The organism is Providencia sp. 2024EL-00732 (genome assembly GCF_044006275.1).
In the GTDB taxonomy this organism is placed as follows: Bacteria; Pseudomonadota; Gammaproteobacteria; order Enterobacterales; family Enterobacteriaceae; genus Providencia; species Providencia huashanensis.
Genome location: NZ_JBIPDG010000010.1, coordinates 167,145 through 188,219, shown reverse-complemented (window position 1 = coordinate 188,219; position 21,075 = coordinate 167,145). Strand labels below are relative to the sequence as shown.

General features: G+C 42.4%; 15 protein-coding genes. 12 read left to right on the top strand and 3 right to left on the bottom strand.

What is annotated here, in order from left to right; genetic code table 11:
* Positions 1-3 precede the first annotated feature (3 nt).
* The 3 genes from ACHB7C_RS15855 (at position 4) to ilvA (ending at position 4,425) form a co-directional block, all read left to right on the top strand.
* Positions 4-930 carry a branched-chain amino acid transaminase gene (locus ACHB7C_RS15855; RefSeq protein ID WP_042845908.1) on the top strand — a complete coding sequence of 309 codons (927 nt, stop codon included), beginning with the start codon at positions 4-6 and terminating at the stop codon, positions 928-930.
* 67 nt (positions 931-997) lie between these two features.
* On the top strand, positions 998-2,848 hold the full coding sequence (gene ilvD, locus ACHB7C_RS15850) for a dihydroxy-acid dehydratase (protein WP_042845907.1): 1,851 nt from the start codon (positions 998-1,000) through the stop codon (positions 2,846-2,848).
* A 2-nt stretch (positions 2,849-2,850) separates the two neighbouring features.
* A complete protein-coding gene (gene ilvA / locus ACHB7C_RS15845; protein ID WP_042845906.1) occupies positions 2,851-4,425 on the top strand; it encodes a threonine ammonia-lyase, biosynthetic in 1,575 nt (524 codons plus the stop codon).
* Here the strand turns inward: ilvA and ilvY are convergent.
* Positions 4,417-5,313, bottom strand: a complete 897-nt coding sequence (ilvY, locus tag ACHB7C_RS15840) for an HTH-type transcriptional activator IlvY (protein WP_042845904.1) — start codon at positions 5,311-5,313, stop codon at positions 4,417-4,419. The two genes, ilvA and ilvY, sit on opposite strands and share 9 nt — an antisense overlap.
* A 174-nt stretch (positions 5,314-5,487) precedes the next feature.
* On the opposite strand from ilvY, the gene ilvC reads away from it, so the two are divergent.
* Positions 5,488-6,960, top strand: a complete 1,473-nt coding sequence (gene ilvC, locus ACHB7C_RS15835) for a ketol-acid reductoisomerase (protein WP_129466659.1) — start codon at positions 5,488-5,490, stop codon at positions 6,958-6,960.
* Positions 6,961-7,418: 458 nt separating this feature from the next.
* Positions 7,419-9,452: a DNA helicase Rep gene (gene rep / locus ACHB7C_RS15830; RefSeq protein ID WP_042845901.1), complete on the top strand. Its 2,034-nt coding sequence runs from the start codon at positions 7,419-7,421 to the stop codon at positions 9,450-9,452.
* A gap of 41 nt (positions 9,453-9,493) precedes the next feature.
* Here the strand turns inward: rep and gppA are convergent, their stop codons facing one another.
* Both gppA and rhlB read right to left on the bottom strand, forming a co-directional pair.
* A complete protein-coding gene (gene gppA / locus ACHB7C_RS15825) occupies positions 9,494-10,996 on the bottom strand; it encodes a guanosine-5'-triphosphate,3'-diphosphate diphosphatase (RefSeq protein WP_129466658.1) in 1,503 nt (500 codons plus the stop codon).
* An 11-nt stretch (positions 10,997-11,007) separates the two neighbouring features.
* Positions 11,008-12,294, bottom strand: coding sequence for an ATP-dependent RNA helicase RhlB (gene rhlB, locus ACHB7C_RS15820; protein ID WP_042845897.1), 1,287 nt, complete (start codon positions 12,292-12,294; stop codon positions 11,008-11,010).
* A gap of 117 nt (positions 12,295-12,411) precedes the next feature.
* Between rhlB and trxA the strand changes: the two genes are divergently transcribed.
* The 7 genes from trxA to rffG all read left to right on the top strand — a co-directional run bounded on the left by trxA (position 12,412) and on the right by rffG (position 21,074).
* Positions 12,412-12,738, top strand: coding sequence for a thioredoxin TrxA (gene trxA / locus ACHB7C_RS15815; protein ID WP_042845895.1), 327 nt, complete (start codon positions 12,412-12,414; stop codon positions 12,736-12,738).
* 722 nt (positions 12,739-13,460) lie between these two features.
* A complete protein-coding gene (gene rho, locus ACHB7C_RS15810; RefSeq protein WP_042845893.1) occupies positions 13,461-14,720 on the top strand; it encodes a transcription termination factor Rho in 1,260 nt (419 codons plus the stop codon).
* 628 nt (positions 14,721-15,348) lie between these two features.
* Entirely contained in the window at positions 15,349-16,434 is a 1,086-nt protein-coding gene (gene wecA, locus ACHB7C_RS15805) for a UDP-N-acetylglucosamine--undecaprenyl-phosphate N-acetylglucosaminephosphotransferase (protein ID WP_042845892.1), read from the top strand.
* 29 nt (positions 16,435-16,463) lie between these two features.
* Positions 16,464-17,522 (top strand): ECA polysaccharide chain length modulation protein, encoded by a 1,059-nt coding sequence (wzzE, locus tag ACHB7C_RS15800; protein WP_042845890.1) that lies wholly within the window; start codon positions 16,464-16,466, stop codon positions 17,520-17,522.
* Positions 17,523-17,620: 98 nt separating this feature from the next.
* Positions 17,621-18,751, top strand: a complete 1,131-nt coding sequence (gene wecB, locus ACHB7C_RS15795; protein WP_048605856.1) for a non-hydrolyzing UDP-N-acetylglucosamine 2-epimerase — start codon at positions 17,621-17,623, stop codon at positions 18,749-18,751.
* On the top strand, positions 18,748-20,010 hold the full coding sequence (gene wecC, locus ACHB7C_RS15790; RefSeq protein WP_042845888.1) for a UDP-N-acetyl-D-mannosamine dehydrogenase: 1,263 nt from the start codon (positions 18,748-18,750) through the stop codon (positions 20,008-20,010). Before wecB ends, wecC begins: the two co-directional genes overlap by 4 nt.
* Entirely contained in the window at positions 20,007-21,074 is a 1,068-nt protein-coding gene (gene rffG, locus ACHB7C_RS15785; RefSeq protein ID WP_042845886.1) for a dTDP-glucose 4,6-dehydratase, read from the top strand. Before wecC ends, rffG begins: the two co-directional genes overlap by 4 nt.
* Position 21,075: the final 1 nt, after the last annotated feature.

Sequence of the window (21,075 nt, the reverse complement as noted above, 5' to 3'; positions counted from 1 at the left end):
CAAATGACTAAGAAAGCTGACTTTATTTGGTTTAACGGTGAAATGACGCCATGGGCTGATGCAAAGGTTCATGTAATGTCTCATGCTCTGCACTATGGTACATCTGTGTTTGAAGGCGTCCGTTGCTATGATTCACATAAAGGTCCTGTGGTCTTTCGCCATCGTGAACACATGCAACGTTTGCATGATTCAGCAAAAATTTACCGTATGCCTGTCAGCTATAGCGTTGAAGAATTAATGGAAGCATGCCGTGAGACGCTGCGTAAAAATAACTTAGTCAGTGCGTATATTCGTCCATTAGTATTTATTGGTGATGTCGGCATGGGTGTAAACCCACCAGAAGGCTACAACACCGATGTCATTTTAGCTGCTTTCCCATGGGGTGCCTATTTAGGTGAAGAAGCACTTGATCAAGGTATTGATGCAATGGTGTCTTCTTGGAATCGTGTCGCACCAAATACCATTCCTACAGGTGCAAAAGCGGGTGGTAACTACTTATCATCTTTGTTGGTTGGTAGCGAAGCACGTCGCCATGGCTATCAAGAAGGTATCGCACTAGATGTTCATGGCTATCTGTCAGAAGGTGCGGGTGAAAATATTTTTGAAGTGAAAGACGGTATCTTGTACACCCCACCATTTACCTCTTCAGCTTTACCGGGGATTACGCGTGATGCAATCCTAACACTAGCAAAAGATATGGGCATTGAAGTACGTGAACAGACACTGTCTCGCGAATCACTGTATTTAGCAGATGAAGTCTTTATGACAGGAACCGCAGCAGAAATCACCCCTGTTCGTAGTGTTGATGGCATTCAAGTAGGAATTGGCCGCTGTGGCCCTGTGACGAAAAAAATTCAGCAAGCATTCTTTGGGCTGTTCACTGGAGCAACTGAAGACAAATGGGGCTGGTTAGATCAAGTAAACCCTTAATAACTAAATTGAAATAGATGTTACAGGCGGACGTTCCCCGCCTGTTTTAAACACGGGAGTTAAAGATATGCCTAAGTACCGTTCAGCAACAACAACTCATGGTCGTAATATGGCTGGCGCTCGTGCATTATGGCGCGCGACAGGTATGACCGATGCTGATTTTGGAAAACCCATTATTGCAGTTGTTAACTCATTCACACAGTTTGTTCCTGGCCATGTGCATTTACGTGACTTAGGCAAACTAGTTGCAGAGCAAATCGAAAATGCGGGTGGCGTTGCGAAAGAGTTTAATACGATTGCCGTTGATGATGGGATTGCCATGGGGCATGGCGGAATGTTGTATTCCTTACCTTCCCGTGAATTAATTGCTGATTCAGTTGAATATATGGTGAATGCACACTGTGCGGACGCGATGGTGTGTATTTCAAACTGCGACAAAATTACTCCGGGTATGTTGATGGCGGCATTACGTCTAAATATTCCTGTTATTTTCGTTTCAGGTGGGCCGATGGAAGCTGGAAAAACCAAGCTTTCAGACCAAATTATCAAGCTCGATCTAGTCGATGCAATGATCCAAGGTGCTAACCCAAATGTTAGCGATGCAGATAGTGAACAAATCGAACGCTCTGCTTGCCCAACCTGTGGTTCATGTTCAGGGATGTTTACAGCAAACTCAATGAACTGTTTAACGGAAGCGCTGGGGCTTTCTCAGCCGGGTAATGGTTCATTATTAGCGACACATGCAGACCGCGAAACACTCTTTATTAATGCGGGTAAGCGTATTGTCGAATTAACTAAACGTTACTACGAACAAGACGATGAAAGTGCGTTACCACGCAATATCGCTAATAAATCTGCATTTGAAAACGCGATGACTCTTGATATTGCTATGGGAGGGTCAACGAATACGGTACTTCATTTGTTAGCAGCAGCACAGGAAGCCGATATTGACTTTACCATGGACGATATAGACCGATTATCACGTCAAGTTCCTCATTTGTGTAAGGTTGCACCAAGTACGCAAAAATATCATATGGAAGATGTTCACCGTGCTGGTGGTGTTATCGGTATTTTAGGTGAATTAAGCCGCGCAGGCTTGCTGCAAGAAAATGTAACGAATATTTTAGGGTTAACCTTCCAAGAGACATTGGCGCAGTATGATGTGATGTTAACCAAAGACGAAGGTGTGAAGTCGATGTTTTCCGCGGGCCCTGCCGGTATCCGCACGACAAAAGCGTTTTCACAGAACTGCCGCTGGCCGTCATTGGATACTGATCGTGAAAATGGGTGTATCCGTAGCATTGAACACGCCTATAGCTTAGATGGTGGCTTAGCCGTCTTGTCCGGCAATATTGCCGAAGATGGTTGTATTGTGAAAACAGCAGGGGTTGATGAAGGCAGCTTAACATTCCGTGGCCCAGCCAAAGTATTTGAAAGCCAAGATGACGCAGTAGAAGCCATTCTGGGTGGTAAAGTCGTTGAAGGGGATGTGGTTGTTATTCGTTATGAAGGGCCTAAAGGTGGTCCGGGTATGCAAGAAATGCTTTATCCAACCTCTTACTTAAAATCAATGGGATTAGGCAAAAGCTGTGCATTAATCACGGATGGCCGTTTTTCGGGGGGGAGCTCCGGTCTCTCTATCGGTCATATTTCACCAGAAGCGGCAAGCGGCGGGCTATTAGCATTAGTTCATGATGGCGATATTATTGATATTGATATTCCAAACCGGACAATGGTGCTTGATGTTAACGAAAGTGAATTGAACCAACGTCGTGAGGCTGAATTAGCTCGTGGTGATAAGGCCTTTACTCCACGTGGTCGTCAGCGTGAAGTTTCTTTTGCGTTACGTGCTTATGCTTCCCTCGCTACCAGTGCTGATAAAGGTGCGGTGCGTGATAAGTCGAAGTTGGGAGGCTAATTGTGGCTGCAGCAAAACCCTTACCCGCAACTCCAACTGGAGCGGATTACTTAAAAGCGGCGCTAAGTGCGCCGGTTTATGAAGCTGCGCAAGTTACGCCTCTTCAGCAAATGGATAAAATATCTTCGCGTTTAGGTAATACAATTTTAGTGAAACGTGAAGATAGACAACCCGTGCATAGCTTTAAGCTACGTGGTGCGTATGCCATGATCGCTAGCCTAACAGAAGAACAAAAAGCTAAAGGGGTAGTGACTGCTTCAGCAGGAAACCACGCCCAAGGTGTTGCATTATCAGCAAACCGTGTTGGTGTAAAAGCAAAAATTGTTATGCCTGTGGCAACGGCAGATATCAAAGTTGATGCAGTGCGCAGTTTTGGCGGTGAGGCTATTTTGCACGGTGCTAATTTTGATGAAGCCAAAGCTAAAGCTATTGCGATGGCGCAAGAAGAGGGTTATACCTTCGTCCCGCCTTTTGACCACCCTTCTGTGATTGCGGGCCAAGCGACCATTGCTCTGGAATTATTACAACAAGACGCGCACTTAGACCGTATTTTTATTCCTGTCGGTGGTGGTGGTTTGATTGCTGGTGTTGCTGTTTTAATCAAACAGTTGATGCCAGAAATTAAAATTATTGGTGTTGAATCGGAAGATGCTGCTTGCTTAAAAGCGGCATTGGAAGCTGGTCATCCTGTTGATTTACCTCGCGTTGGGTTATTCGCTGAGGGAGTTGCAGTAAAGCGTATTGGTGATGAAACTTTTAGGCTGTGCCAACAATATGTTGATGACGTCATAACTGTTGATAGTGATTCTATTTGCGCAGCCCTTAAAGATATTTTCGAAGATGTCCGCGCAATCGCAGAGCCTTCAGGCGCATTGGCTTTAGCTGGGTTGAAAAAGTATGTTCAGCAGCACAATATCAAAGGTGAGCGATTAGCGCATATTCTTTCTGGCGCGAATATGAATTTCCATGGCCTTCGTTATGTTTCTGAACGCTGCGAAATTGGTGAGCAACGCGAAGCCTTGTTAGCGGTGACTATCCCTGAGCAAAAAGGTAGTTTTTTACGTTTTTGTCAGTTACTCGGCCATCGGTCAATTACTGAGTTTAATTATCGCTATACGGATGCCGACCCAGAACGTGCTTGTATCTTCGTTGGGGTGCGTTTAAGCGGCCGTGAAGGGGAACGTGGTGAGATTATCCAAGAACTCAGAAATAATGGTTATGAAGTCGATGACTTATCTGATGATGAAATGGCAAAACTACACGTACGCTACATGATTGGTGGTCGTCCTTCTAAGCCACTAGATGAACGCTTATACAGTTTTGAGTTCCCTGAGTCTCCGGGGGCATTATTGAAGTTCTTAGAAACACTCGGAACATATTGGAACATAACGCTATTTCATTATCGTAGCCATGGTACGGACTACGGGCGTGTACTTGCCGCATTCGAACTTTCTGGGCCGGAAGTGCGCTTTGACCGGCACCTTGATGCGCTAGGTTATGAATATCATGATGAAACTGGAAATCCGTCTTTCCGCTTTTTCCTAGCGCCACAAGATAACCAAAAAGTTTTAGATTGATTGGTCTGGGAGCAGTTCCCAAAAGGCTTTAATCAATGGCTCGCTAAGGCGTTTGCTTAATAAACAGACGCCGAGCTCGAATGGTTCGACCATCGAGATATTATCGAGCTGTGAAATACGGCTACGGACTGGTTCAGGGCTGTTGTCGACAACCACACTGGGGATCAGGGCGATACCACAACCGAGAGCCACCATTGACACTATTGCTTCATGGCCAGAGACAGTTGCATAAATAACTGGGTTGTTTATGTTGTGGCGACGAAACCAGAGTTCAATACGTTTACGAGATGGCCCATGCTCGGGCAAGATAAACGGTACTGTTGACCAATCAGGTTCGGCTTCGGTTACCATCGTTCGTACGGCACATGGCAGTGATGGCGCAATCAATACCAGTGGGATTTCACCAATTTTAGTGAATCGGACGTTGTCAGGTAAGCGCTCTGGTTTCCCTGCAATACCAAGGTCGGCTTCATTTGTTTCGACCTTTTCGACTGCATCAGCGGCATCACCTGTTGTGAGTTTTATTTCCACTAGAGGGTGCAATGCTCGGAATTTATCGAGCACTTGAGGTAAGTGGCTATAAGCCGCGGTAACAGAACAAAATAGACGTAGTTCTCCACTCAGCGAGGGGCTTTGTTGGTTAAGGGCATGTCGAAGTTGTTGGTATTGCAATAATGTTTGTTGAGCAAACTGTTTCAGGTGCTCACCAGCCTGAGTTAGCTTTACGGAACGGTTATCCCTTACAAACAATGGATGGCCAAGCTGCTCTTCTAGGCGCTGTATTTGCCTAGAGAGAGTTGATGGGCTGACATGCATCGCTTTAGAGGTGCGCCCGAAATGTAAGCTCTCCGCCAAATGTAAAAATAGCTTTAAATCACGGATATCCATTTTGCCCTCGATGAAGTAATTAATGGTGTTGCAAATATCGCAACATTGTATTGTTAATATATCAATTTAAGCAATGCAAAACATCGCATATAGTAAATCCATAACCGCTCAGAATGAGCGACAGGCAAATAACTGCCTGACATAACGAACACAACAGAACAATGGAGTATGACAATGGCGAATTATTTTAATACATTGAATTTGCGTGAGCAGTTGGCTCAATTAGGCAAGTGTCGCTTTATGAAGCGCGAAGAATTTGCAGACGAAGCAGGTTATCTGAAAGGTAAAAAAATCGTCATCGTCGGTTGTGGTGCTCAAGGTCTGAACCAAGGCCTGAATATGCGTGATTCTGGTTTAGATATTGCTTATGCATTGCGCGCTGAAGCGATCAGTGAAAAGCGTGCTTCATGGCGTAAAGCAACGGAAAACGGCTTTAAAGTTGGGACTTATGAAGAACTTATCCCAACAGCAGATTTAGTTATTAACTTAACGCCAGACAAACAGCACTCTACTGTTGTTCGTGCTGTTCAGCCTATGATGAAACAAGGTGCGGCTCTGGGCTACTCTCACGGCTTTAACATTGTTGAAGTAGGTGAAGAGATCCGTAAAGATATTACTGTTGTGATGGTTGCTCCAAAATGCCCAGGTACAGAAGTTCGCGAAGAATACAAGCGTGGTTTCGGTGTTCCGACATTGATCGCTGTTCACCCAGAGAATGACCCTAAAGGTGAAGGTATGGCCATTGCTAAAGCATGGGCGGCAGCAACAGGTGGTCATCGTGCAGGGGTACTGGAATCTTCATTTGTTGCCGAAGTTAAATCTGACCTGATGGGCGAACAAACTATCCTGTGTGGTATGTTGCAAGCCGGTGCGTTATTAAGTTATGACAAAATGGTTGCAGATGGCGTAGAGCCGGGTTATGCAGGTAAATTGATTCAATTTGGTTGGGAAACTATCACTGAAGCGCTGAAGCAAGGTGGTATCACGTTGATGATGGACCGTTTATCGAATCCAGCAAAAGTACGTGCGTATGCATTATCTGAGCAACTGAAAACCATTATGGCGCCATTGTTCCAAAAGCATATGGATGACATTATTTCAGGTAAATTCTCATCAGATATGATGGCAGACTGGGCAAATGATGATAAAAACTTGCTGACATGGCGTGAAGAGACCGGCAAAACACCATTTGAAAACTACCCTGAGTATGAAGGTAAAATTGCTGAGCAAGAATATTTTGACCATGGAGTTCTGTTAGTCGCGATGGTTAAAGCAGGCGTTGAGTTAGCATTTGATACGATGTTAGAAGCAGGTATCTATGAAGAATCAGCCTATTATGAGTCGCTGCATGAGTTGCCGTTGATTGCCAATACTATCGCACGTAAGCGTCTGTATGAAATGAACGTTGTTATTTCAGATACTGCAGAGTACGGTAACTATTTATTCTCATTTGCGGTTGTTCCAATGCTAAAAGATTTTATGACTAAATTGCAAGCAGGGGATTTAGCAAAACCAGTTGCTGATAATGGAACTGATAACGCGCAGTTACGTGATATCAATGAAGCAATCCGTAATCATCCTATTGAGAAAATCGGTAAGACATTACGTGGTTATATGACGGATATGAAGAAGATTGCGGTCGGCTAACTCATTTTTCGTTACTCTTCGCGTGATAGGCGCGTTGGCAGCACTCGGTTACCCAAGTCACATACTTAATATATGCTCCTTGGGATAACCTAATTTTTCGTCACTCTTCGCGTGATAGGCGCGTTGGCAGCACTCGGTTACCCAAGTCACATACTTAATATATGCTCCTTGGGATAACCTAATTTTTCGTCACTCTTCGCGTGATAGGTGCGTTGGCAGCACTCGGTTACCCAAGTCACATACTAATGTATGCTCCTTGGGCTAACCTCCTTTGCCGCCTTCCTCTAACACGAATAGTTTAGAAAAATGCATTATTGATATAACCACATTGTTCTAGTGAATAGTGTGGTTTTTTTGTTTTTTATAAATAGACGGGATCGTTGCTCAAGAGTTGGTTGGGTTTCTGCTACAATCTGTAGCGAGTTCCATTTTGAATAACTAGGTGATGTAGAAAAACCATGCGATTAAACCCAGGCCAGCAACAGGCAGTTGAATTTGTCGATGGTCCTTGCCTTGTATTGGCAGGGGCAGGATCAGGCAAAACACGTGTTATTACGAATAAAATTGCGCATTTAATTCGCCAGTGTGGCTATCAACCTCGGCAAATTGCAGCGGTGACTTTTACCAATAAAGCGGCTCGCGAAATGAAAGAGCGTGTTGCTCAAACATTAGGGAAAAAAGAAGCCCGTGGTTTGATCATTTCTACCTTTCATACATTAGGACTAGAAATTATTAAACGTGAATATAAGGCATTGGGTATTAAAGCCAATTTTTCATTGTTTGATGACCAAGACCAGCTAGCACTACTTAAAGAGCTGACTTTTGATTTGCTTGAAGAAGATAAGGATCTTTTACAACAGCTGATCTCTTCGATCTCTAATTGGAAAAATGATCTTCTTTCACCAGAAAAGGTGGTGGGGCAGGCTCGTAGTGAGAAAGAGCATCATTTTGCCGAGTGTTATCGCCGCTATGAGTTACATTTAAAAAGCTGTAATGTGCTGGATTTTGATGACCTTATCAGCAAACCCACTTTGTTGTTATATCATAATGAAGAAGTGCGTGAACGCTGGCAGCAAAAAATCCGTTACTTGCTGGTGGATGAGTATCAAGATACCAATACGAGTCAATATCAACTTGTTAAATTACTCGTAGGAAAGCGAGCAAGGTTTACCGTTGTGGGGGATGATGACCAATCAATCTACTCATGGCGTGGTGCTCGCCCACAAAACCTTGTTTTACTTAGCCAAGATTTCCCTAAGTTGAATGTCATTAAACTTGAGCAAAATTACCGTTCTTCAGAGCGAATTTTGAAAGCTGCGAATATTTTAATTGCGAATAACCCCCATGTGTTTGAGAAAAAGTTATTCTCTGAATTAGGATATGGCGCACCATTAAAAGTCTTAACTGCCAATAATGAAGACCATGAAGCGGAAAAAGTTATTGGGGAACTGATTGCTCATCATTTTATCAATAAAACAGAATATAAAGATTACGCTATTTTGTATCGTGGTAATCACCAATCACGTATTTTCGAAAAAATGTTGATGCAAAACCGTATCCCATATCGTATTTCCGGCGGGACATCATTCTTTTCACGCCCTGAAATCAAAGACTTATTAGCTTATTTGCGAGTACTAACTAACCCTGAGGATGATAGTGCATTTTTACGTATAGTGAATACACCGCGTCGGGAGATTGGCCCCAAGACAATTCAAAAACTAGGCGAATGGGCGAACCAACGAGGTAAAAGCTTATATCAAGCTAGCTTTGATTTGGGGCTAGAGCAAACACTAAAAGGTAAAGGCTTAGAAGCATTACAACGATTTACACATTGGATGGATGGAATTGTACAAACTTCGCAAAGAGAGCCTTTGATTGCTGTACGTGATTTATTGCGAGAAATGGATTACGAAAGCTGGTTATATGAAACATCCACGAGTACTAAAGCGGCTGAAATGCGAATGAAAAACGTCAACCAATTGTTCACATGGATGAGTGAAATGGTTGAAGGCGATGAACTTAATGACCCAATGACTTTGAGCCAAGTGGTAACACGTTTTACGCTACGTGACATGATGGAGCGTGGAGAAGACGATGAAGAATCCGATCAAGTTCAGCTTATGACATTGCATGCATCTAAAGGTCTTGAATTTCCATATGTTTTTCTTGTTGGTATGGAAGAGGGGTTACTGCCACATCAAAGTAGTATCGATGAAAATAATATTGATGAAGAGCGCCGTTTGGCTTATGTAGGGATCACTCGAGCACAAAAAGAGCTGTTTTTTTCTCATTGTCGTGAGCGTCGGCAATATGGCGAATTAATCCGCCCTGAACTGAGCCGATTTTTACTTGAGTTACCTCAGGATGATGTGTTGTGGGAGCAGGAACGCAAAGTGGTTAGTGCGCAGGAGCGTATGCAAAAAGGGCAATCGGCATTAGCAGATATTAAAGCGCGCTTAGGGTTAAATAAGAAAACAGAAAATAACAATTAATTAGGTTCCACACTAGGTTTCCCCTAGTGTGGAAAGAACTCTCAATTTGAACTATTACGTTCTTCTAGCTCTAATAGCCAATTTACATAACCTTGCCATTGGACTTCTTGCTGTAAATTTTCTGCGCGCAAAGGGTGCTCTGCTAACCAACGATAAGGCAGCATAATTGTTAACCCATTAGCATCCGTATTGAGTCTTAAAGCTGGTAATGTATCATCACGTCTACGGCTAGAAAAAATAATGGCTAGCCGCAGTAAACGGCATAAATAGTATGCCTGCTGTATGGGTAATGCATTTTGTTGGCTCAAAGATGCTAAGTCGACAGGGCCTTGTTGGTTTCTTAATAGTGCTGCGAGTAACCGTTTTTGCGCAGGGGTGAAACCGGGCAAATCAAGGTGTGTTATTAGATAGCTGGCGTGTTCAGGGCTTTTACGGAAATCAACGCTGAGGCCTATTTCGTGTAAAGCACAAGCACTTGATAATAAATCACGACAACGAGTATCTAACCCCCAATTTTTTGCCACTTGTAGGAAAAAGTACTCCGCAAGTTGACGAACTCGACTCGCTTGCTCAATGTCAACTTGGAAGCGGCGTTGAATATTACGAACAGTACGGGCTCGAATATCTTGCTCGATAGGTAATTGCAACATACCGTAGACGAGCCCTTCTCGAAGAGCGCCCCCAGCTAGTGTCATGTTATCAATCCCCAAAGCTTCGAAAATTGCGATTAGAATCGATAATCCACTTGGAAAAACAAGGGCTCGCTCAAAGGTTAAACCCTCAATTTCAAGTTCTTCAAGTTTTTGGCATTGAATTGCTTTACGCTTAAGCTGTTGTAACTTTGAGAGGGTGATTAATTCATCCATGCCTTGAGCAATCATAATTTCTTGAATTGCTTGGACTGTTCCTGATGCTCCAACACAAATTTTCCATCCATGGGTTTTTAAGGCGTCAGCAATTGGGGCGATGACTTCTTGTGCAGCGGTTTGGGCTGCAGAAAAATTTTCTTCTGTTAAACTTCGGTCGCTAAAATAGCGTTCAAGCCAAGTAACACAGCCCATTTCAAGGCTATAAAGTTGCTCCGCTTTAGCACCAGTCCCTGTGACTAGCTCAGTGCTGCCCCCGCCAATATCAACGACTAAACGTTGATCAGGGCCGCCTGTCGTATGTGCGACACCTTGGTAAATTAGGCGAGCTTCTTCTTCTCCTTGAATAACTTTAACGGGGTTTCCTAGGATATTACTGGCTTTCTCGATAAATAGGTCAGCATTTTTAGCTAAGCGTAATGTCGCTGTGGCGACGACTCGAATTTGCGTGTTCGGAATATCTTGTAGGTGTTCCGAAAATAGGCGCAGACACTGCCAGCCTCGTTCCATCGCTTGTTCAGAAAGAAGGTTGTTTTTATCTAACCCAGCCGCAAGCCGAACTTTGCGTTTAACCCTAGAAATAACCTGAATGCTGCCAGCAGTTTCGCGCACTACTAGCATATGAAAACTGTTTGAACCCAAATCGATGGCAGCATAAAGAGAAGAAGATTTCAGCATATCGTTTTTACTCAGCCTGGACGTTTATGGTTATTACGTGGGCCATTGTGGCGACGCGGCGAATTTGAATTGCGGCGAGGGCCCCCAGGGCGAGGACGATGACGGCGTTTTGGTGCCGGTAAATCATCCAATAGTGCTTCGCTATTATATTTACTCACAGGGATTGAGTGTTGAATATACTCTTCGATAGCCGGTAAGTTGAGTGCATATTCTTCACACGCGAGGCTGATTGAGCAACCACTTTCGCCAGCACGGCCAGTACGACCAATTCGGTGAACATAATCTTCACAATCGTCAGGTAAATCATAGTTAAAAACATGAGTTACAGATGGAATATGTAAACCCCGAGCAGCCACGTCAGTTGCGACGAGAATATCAAGGCTACCTTGTGTGAATTGCTCTAAAATACGTAGGCGTTTTTTCTGTGCGACATCCCCAGTAAGTAGCCCCACTCGGTGACCATCTGCAGCTAAATGAGCCCAAATATCATCACAACGATGCTTTGTATTAGCGAAAATGATACAACGTTCCGGCCATTCCTCTTCAAGTAAGGTTTGGAGTAAACGCATTTTTTCTTCATTAGAAGGGTAAAATAACTCTTCTTTGATACGATGACCTGTTTTTTGCAAAGGTTCTACCTCAACATATTCAGGGTTATTCATTTGTTCAAATGCTAATTCTTTGACGCGGTAAGATAGTGTTGCGGAGAACAGCAGGTTAAGCCTTTCTGTTGCAGCCGGAATACGGCGAAATAGCCAACGAATATCTTTAATAAACCCAAGGTCATACATGCGATCAGCTTCATCGAGAACAATGACTTGGATTGCGCTTAAATCGACGTAGTTTTGTTTGGCATAGTCGATAAGACGACCCGTTGTGCCAATTAAAATATCGACGCCATTTTGTAGAACTTTTAATTGTTCATCATAACCATCACCACCATAGGCTAGGCCCATTTTCAGGCCAGTATATTCAGCAAGCTCTTTAGCATCTGAGTATATCTGAACTGCCAGTTCACGAGTTGGTGCCATAATTAGCGCGCGAGGCTGGTTAGTTTTTTTCCCCTCAATAGCGGGATGAGTTAATAAATAATGAAATGTAGACGTTAAAAATGCTAACGTTTTACCTGTACCAGTTTGCGCTTGACCCGCTACGTCTTTGCCTTCGACAGTAAAAGGCAAAGTGGACGCCTGAATTGGCGTGCAATAATCGAAGCCTTTTTTATTAAGAGCTTCAATGACTTTAGGGTGCAATGCGAAGTCGGAAAACTTCTTTTCTGTCAAGTGTGCTTTACTCATAGTATGTTAGAATATCAGTTAACGGTTGGTTTACGAAAGTGTATCTTTTGAAATAAAGCATACTGCTGCCAATAATGTTACACTAAGTCTGCAAAAGATGAATTTTTGGAGTACAACATGAGCGATAAAATTATACATATAACTGATGCAAGTTTTGCAACTGAAGTTTTGAACGCAAGTTCACCTGTTCTCGTCGATTTCTGGGCAGCATGGTGTGGTCCTTGTAAAATGATCGCGCCTATTCTTGATGAAATTGCTGATGAATATACAGGCAAATTGACCATCGCAAAACTGAATATTGATGAAAACCCGGCTACCGCCCCAAAATATGGAATTCGTGGTATCCCGACACTTCTTTTATTCAAAAATGGTGAAGTTGCTGCAACCAAAGTGGGCGCATTATCAAAAACGCAACTGAAAGAATTTCTAGACGGAAATCTGTAAGTTATCGTTATATACAAGCCAAAACGTTTAGCGGTATATCTATTTTATCTAGAGAGCCGCTAGACGTCTTCACTTAAGCATGATAAGTTATCATTATTCCTCGTATAGCACCCATATGAATTACTTTGTATTCCATTGCTCTTATCTTATATATCTAGTTTGTTAGTTCTGTATTGTGATAATTGTTTCGTAATGATTGTTAATGATCAAAAACTGATGACACAATGATTTTAAATATGAAAATTGAGAATTTAGACGTTGAGTTCAAGCTACTGCTGCATTCAATATCATTTATTCCAATGTGTTTTTCATCTTAGTTAAAGATAGTGCATAAGCTACAGTAATGTAATCTAATGTTATTAGATCTTAGGGGATAGTAACAAACTGGGAAAAGTTAACGTTCAGTTCAAATGTGTTATTTAATGCGGTTCTGGCGTTAAATTTGCGATATTGGGATAGATGTTGTCCTAAATGTACAAAAAACTATTGCTAATGTTGTGTGTGTTTCTAATAATATACCGAACATCTTTCAGGTGAATCGTAGTCACATGTTAGAAAAATCATTAGTAATGACTAGCAAAAATTTTTATGCATTGTTGTGAGCGTATGATGAATCCGTTACCAACAGGGCTGTATAAAGTTAAACTGGCACTTAGTTATTAAGTTGCCGTCAATTTACGTTCATAGTTCGAGAATTACCCCGAGTTAAAGAACCCACCATTATGAATCTTACCGAATTAAAAAATACGCCAGTATCAGAATTGATTACGTTAGGCGAAAACATGGGGCTAGAGAACTTAGCCCGTATGAGAAAGCAGGATATTATTTTCTCTATTTTGAAGCAGCATGCAAAAAGTGGAGAAGATATTTTCGGCGACGGCGTACTGGAAATATTGCAGGATGGATTTGGTTTCCTCCGTTCAGCTGATAGTTCTTACCTCGCAGGTCCTGATGATATCTACGTTTCTCCTAGCCAAATCCGCCGTTTTAACCTACGTACAGGTGACACAATTTCAGGAAAAATTCGTCCTCCTAAAGAAGGTGAACGCTATTTTGCCCTCCTGAAAGTCAACGAAGTTAACTTCGACAAACCTGAAAATGCCCGCAGTAAAATCCTTTTTGAAAACTTAACACCATTACATGCCAATAGTCGTCTGCGTATGGAACGCGGTAACGGTTCTACGGAAGATTTAACTGCGCGTGTACTGGATTTAGCTGCACCAATCGGTCGTGGGCAACGTGGTTTGATCGTGGCTCCACCTAAAGCAGGTAAAACAATGTTACTGCAAAATATTGCAGCAAACATTGCACATAACCACCCTGATTGCGTTCTGATGGTACTGCTTATTGATGAGCGTCCAGAGGAAGTGACAGAGATGCAGCGTTTAGTTAAAGGTGAAGTTATTGCTTCGACTTTTGATGAGCCAGCTGCACGTCACGTTCAAGTTGCTGAAATGGTGATTGAAAAAGCTAAACGTCTGGTTGAACATAAAAAAGACGTTATTATCTTACTTGATTCCATTACGCGTCTTGCTCGTGCATATAACACCGTCGTTCCTTCATCCGGTAAAGTATTAACCGGTGGGGTTGATGCCAACGCATTACATCGCCCAAAACGCTTTTTTGGTGCTGCTCGTAACGTTGAGGAAGGTGGAAGCCTAACAATCATTGCGACTGCGTTAGTCGATACCGGCTCTAAAATGGATGAAGTTATCTATGAAGAGTTTAAAGGTACAGGTAACATGGAATTGCATCTTTCTCGTAAGATTGCAGAAAAACGTGTATTCCCTGCTATCGATTACAACCGCTCTGGTACCCGTAAAGAAGAGTTGCTGACGTCGCAAGATGAGCTACAAAAAATGTGGATCTTACGTAAGATTATTCATCCTATGGGTGAAATCGATGCGATGGAGTTCCTCATTAGTAAACTCGCAATGACTAAAACAAATGAAGAGTTTTTTGACTTCATGAAAAGAGCATAGCAGCTAAGATTTTCAAATCTTATAAATAGGTGCCATTATTGGCACCTATTTTTTTGCACCCATATCTTTGCTGAATACAAAAAATGAAGTTATAAAATAAGCTATAAATGATATTTATTGTTGTATGGTGTTAGTTTAGATAAATTAACCCTATGTTTTATTTCTTTATTTACACGCTGTATTAGTTAAACAAGTGTATATTCTCTACGCTACAATAATTAAAGACATACAAAACAATGGGTTTCTTTTAGTCCATTGAATTTAAAGAAATTAATTGGTTTTATATATTTTTGTGATTGAAATTAAATTTATTTAGGGCGTTTTATTATTTAATCTTTAAATGATTATTTAATGGTCAATTGATTAACTCTATTTTAGCGTATTGATTTTATGGCATGCATATTGCAGCTATAAAGTATAAACTTGGAAATGTTTCGTTATCGAATTAAAAACACACGTGTAGTGTGTATATTGATAATGTTATAGGAGTCTTTGTACGAATGAAGATTCGTCTTATAGCGGATTTTATTGCCAAGATGATAATGCATTGGCGCTTGCTTACTTATCGGCATTCACCAAAAAAAATTTAGTTTTGAAAGTTAAATATAAAGATTAAGAGAGTCGAACAGTGGACACCATACACTTTGTAACCAACCTCTTCTACGTTTTCTTGTTTTCGTTAGCCTTTATTTTTCTGGCCCGAGTTGTTGCGATAAAAATCGGGTTAGTTGATAAGCCTAACTTCAGGAAAAAGCACGTAGGATTAGTTCCTCTTGTTGGGGGAATTTCCGTTTTCTTTGGGATCTGTTTTGCGTTTTATATAACTGAAGAGTATATACCTCATAAATGGCTGTATATCAGTTGTGCAGGTTTATTGGTCTTTATCGGTGCGCTAGATGATAGGTTTGATATCAGTGTAAAATTAAGGGCAGGGATCCAAGCTATTGTTGCGGTTGTTATGATGACAGCAGCAGGGCTAAAACTTGAATCATTAGGCCATGCATTTGGGCCATGGGAACTCGTTCTTGGTCCATTTGGTTATATTGTCACTCTCTTTGCCGTATGGGCTGCAATCAATGCATTTAACATGGTTGATGGTATTGATGGGTTACTTGGGGGGTTATCTTCGGTTTCCTTTGGGGCACTCGGCTTTTTACTTTATCAAAATGGTAATTTTGCATTAGCCTTTTGGTGTTTTGCCTTTATTGCAGCTATCCTTCCTTATATTCTGTTAAATTTAGGCGTATTAGGGCGTCGTTTTAAAGTATTTATGGGGGATGCAGGAAGTACTTTGATCGGTTTCACCATTATTTGGATCTTAGTCGCTTCAACTCAGGAAGAAGTTCACCCTATTAACCCAGTAACAGCTTTATGGATTATTGCGATCCCATTAATGGATATGGTTGCCATTATGTATCGCCGAATTCGTAAAGGTATGAGTCCATTCTCACCAGACCGCCAACATATTCATCATTTGATTATGCGTTCCGGTTTCACGCCAAAAGGTGCATTTGTATTGATTACTTTATCTGCAGCTATCTTGGCATGTATCGGAATTATTGGCGAAAGGTTAACATTTGTACCAGAGTGGGTAATGTTGGCATTATTTTTGCTTGTATTTATGATGTATGGTTATTGCATCAAACGAGCTTGGAAAGTCGCCCGTTTTATTAAACGAGTTAGACGTAGAGTCCGTCGAGGTGCAGTACGGTAACGACAAAACGAAAATAGAGGTTCTGTGCAGTGAATAACTCAGAAACACAACCGAGTCAGCATCAAACACCAATAGAGCCGGAATTGGATATCCGTGGTTTATGCCGCTCATTGTGGCAAGGCAAAATTTGGATCATTGCATTTGCAGTTATTTTTGCTGCAATTGCATTGGGAGCATCTTATTTTATGCAACCCAAGTGGAGCGCAACCGCAATCACGGATTTACCAACTGTAAATAATCTGGGAAGCTATTACTCTCAGCAGCAATTTCTGCGCAACCTCGATTCCCGTATAAATAATACCGGGCAAGAAGGGCAATTACCGACGATCGCAAAAGAAGCATACCAAGAGTTTACAAAACAACTTGGTTCTTATGATACACGCCGTCAATTTTGGTTGAGTACTGATTACTATAAGCAACGCTTGGAAAATGACCCAAAAGCGGATGCTGCATTATTGGATGAACTCATCAATAATATTGAATTTACTCCCGCCGATGAAATCAAAAACCTAACAGATAGTATTAAGTTAGTGGCTGAAACATCAGCAGATGCGAATCAATTATTGCGCCAGTACACTCAGTTTGCGAATCAACGCGCAACAACGAACCTGAACGATGAAATTAAAGGTACTTGGGCAACTAAAATGCAATCCATGAAAGCCTTAGTTAAGCGTGAAGATATGGTTGCCAACGCGGCTTATGAAAGACGTCTGAATGTCTTAGAACAAGCACTTAAAGTCGCGGAAAAACAAGGTATTGTGCGTAATCAAAGTACAACACCAGTGGATGAACTCCCTGACTCTAAAATGTTCATGTTAGGTGCCCCATTATTACAGGCACAAATTGAAACATTGAAAGCTACAGGTCCTGATCATGATACCGATTATGATCAAAATATTGCCATGTTATCAACATTGAGCGTAGGACCAACTCTCCAAGATAATTTCCAAGCATATCGCTACCTGCGGACTCCTGAAGACCCCGTAAAACGCGATAGTCCTCGTCGAGCCTTTATGATGGTTCTTTGGGGAGCCATAGGGTTGTTAGTTGGTGCCGGAGTGGTACTTGCTCGCCGTCGCCCATCTTGATTTTGGGATATGCCACTGATGTTTTCATCAGTGGCATTATGAAGTCATTAAGATTACAAAAGCAGCACACTGCGAAAGATAAATATAAGAGAGTCACTGTGAAAGTATTGACTGTATTCGGCACACGGCCTGAAGCTATTAAAATGGCACCGTTGGTTCATGCACTTGCTGCGGATGAATTTTTTGAAGCAAAAGTATGTGTCACCGCTCAGCATCGTGAAATGCTAGATCAAGTACTGAAACTGTTTGAGATCACTCCCGATTATGATCTCAATATTATGAAACCTGGGCAAGATTTAACCGATATTACATGCCGTATTCTCGAGGGGTTAAAAGCTGTCTTTGCTGATTTCCAACCTGATGTTGTCTTGGTTCATGGAGATACAGCAACAACGATGGCGACTAGCCTCGCCGCATTTTATCATCGTATCCCAGTCGGGCATGTTGAAGCTGGGTTACGCACTGGTGATCTTTATTCACCGTGGCCTGAAGAAGCAAACCGTAAAATTGCAGGCCATTTGGCCATGTATCATTTTGCTCCAACTGAAAATTCGCGCCAAAATCTATTAAAAGAGTCAATCCCTGATAGCCATATTTTTGTCACGGGTAATACGGTTATTGATGCACTATTGTGGGTGCGCGATAAAGTGATGAGCGACCAGTATATGATGGAAAAATTGGCAGCTAATTATCCATTTATTGACCCAAACAAAAAAATGATTTTAGTTACAGGCCATCGTCGCGAAAGTTTTGGTGGTGGTTTTGAACGTATTTGCCATGCATTAGCAGAGATTGCCCAAGCACACCCAGATGTCCAAGTTGTTTACCCAGTTCACTTGAACCCTAATGTGGGTGAACCAGTTAAACGTATATTGCATGACATTGATAATATTATTTTAATTAGCCCTCAAGAATATTTACCGTTCGTTTACTTGATGAATCATTCCTATTTGATTTTGACGGATTCTGGCGGTATTCAAGAGGAAGCTCCTTCTCTCGGTAAGCCGGTTTTGGTTATGAGAGACACCACAGAACGCCCTGAAGCAGTTGATGCAGGTACAGTTCGCCTTGTGGGGACAGATACACAAAAAATTGTGGAAGAAGTTAATCGGTTACTGACAGATGACGCGGAATATCATGAAATGAGCCGCGCACATAACCCGTATGGGGATGGTCATGCATGTCAGCGTATTCTTGCAGCATTAAAAGGTAATCAGGTGAAATTATGAGTTTTGAAACTATTTCTGTTATTGGCCTTGGTTATATTGGTTTACCGACAGCAGCAGCCTTTGCATCACGTAAAAAGCAAGTGGTTGGTGTAGATGTTAATCAACACGCCGTTGACACCATTAATCAGGGGAAAATCCACATTGTCGAACCTGAGCTGGATGTTGTGGTGAAAAAAGCCGTTGAAGAAGGTCACCTGAAAGCCTTTACTACACCACAGCCTGCCGATGCTTATCTTATTGCTGTGCCAACACCGTTTAAAGGTGAGCATGAGCCTGACCTCACTTATGTTAGGGCTGCGGCAGAGTCGGTCGCTCCAGTGCTGAAAAAAGGCGATTTAGTGATCCTTGAGTCGACATCCCCAGTGGGAACGACTGAGCAAATGGCACAATGGATGGCAGAGGCTCGTCCTGATTTAACTTTCCCTCATCAAGCTGGTGAAGAGGCAGATATCGATGTTGCATATTGCCCTGAGCGTGTATTACCGGGGCAAGTCATGGTCGAATTGATTAAAAACGACCGTGTCGTGGGTGGAATGACGCCAAAATCTTCCCTACGAGCCAGTGAGTTGTATAACATTTTCCTTGAAGGTGAATGTGTTATTACCAACTCTAGAACAGCTGAAATGTGTAAACTAACGGAAAATAGCTTCCGTGATGTTAATATCGCTTTTGCAAACGAATTATCATTGATTTGTGCTGAACAAGATATCAATGTGTGGGAACTAATTAGCCTCGCTAATCGCCACCCTCGCGTTAATATTCTTCAGCCGGGACCGGGTGTTGGAGGGCACTGCATCGCAGTTGACCCATGGTTTATCGTATCGCAAAATCCAAAACAATCCCGCTTAATTCATACGGCGCGCTTGGTCAATGATGGCAAGCCTATTTGGGTAGTTGATCAAGTAAAAGCTGCGGTTGCAGATTGTTTAGTGGAAACGGGTAAAAAAGCCAACGAAGTGACGATTGCGTGCTTCGGTTTATCTTTTAAACCGAATATTGATGACTTACGTGAAAGCCCAGCGATGCACATTACTAAAATGGTGGCGAACTGGAACCCGGGTAAAACCTATGCGGTTGAGCCTCATATCCATGAATTACCAACCTCTTTAAAAGGTATTTCTGAATTAGTATCGATTGAACAAGCCGTTAATGAAGCGGATGTGATCCTCATGTTAGTTGATCACAATATGTTTAAAGGTATTCAAGGTTCAGCTATTCCACAAAAATGGGTTGTTGATACAAAAGGAGTGTGGCGTTGAAACGCATATTAATTACTGGGGGCGCAGGGTTTATCGGTTCTGCGGTTGTTCGTCACATCATTGAGAACACTGGCGACAGTGCGGTCGTGGTTGATTGTTTAACTTATGCTGGCAATTTAGAGTCCTTAGCGGCTGTTGCCAGTCACCCCCGCTATGCTTTTGAGCAAGTGAACATTTGTGATAGAACGGCACTAGACAAAGTATTTGAACAATATCAACCAGATGTAGTCATGCATCTGGCTGCTGAAAGCCATGTTGATCGCTCCATTGATGGCCCTGCTGCATTTATTGAAACCAATATAGTAGGGACTTACACACTGTTAGAAGCCGCGCGTTCCTACTGGTCTGCATTGGATGAAGAAAAAAAAGCTGCATTCCGCTTTCATCATATTTCCACTGATGAAGTGTATGGCGATTTAGAAGGCCCAGAAGGGTTCTTCACTGAAACAACACCTTATGCACCAAGTAGCCCATATTCTGCGTCTAAAGCATCGAGTGACCATTTGGTAAGGGCATGGGAAAGGACTTATGGTTTACCAACCATGATCACTAATTGCTCGAATAATTATGGTCCATATCATTTCCCTGAGAAATTGATCCCATTAATTATTCTCAATGCATTAGCGGGCAAGCCATTACCTGTATACGGTAAGGGGGAGCAAATTCGTGATTGGTTATTTGTTGAGGACCATGCTCGTGCATTGCATTTAGTGGCAACAACAGCTGAACCGGGCACCACTTACAATATCGGCGGGCATAATGAGCGCCGTAATATCGAAGTGGTAGAAGCGATTTGTGAGTTATTGGAAGAGCTACAACCACAGAAACCACAAGGCGTTGCTCACTACCGTGATCTCATTACCTATGTGAAAGATAGGCCGGGCCACGATATGCGTTATGCGATTGATGCTGAAAAAATTGAGCGTGAATTGGGGTGGAAGCCCCAAGAAACATTTGAGTCTGGCATTCGCAAAACCGTGCAGTGGTATTTGAATAACGAAACCTGGTGGCGTCGTGTGCAAGATGGTTCCTATGCCGGCGAGCGCTTAGGTCTTGGCAATTAGG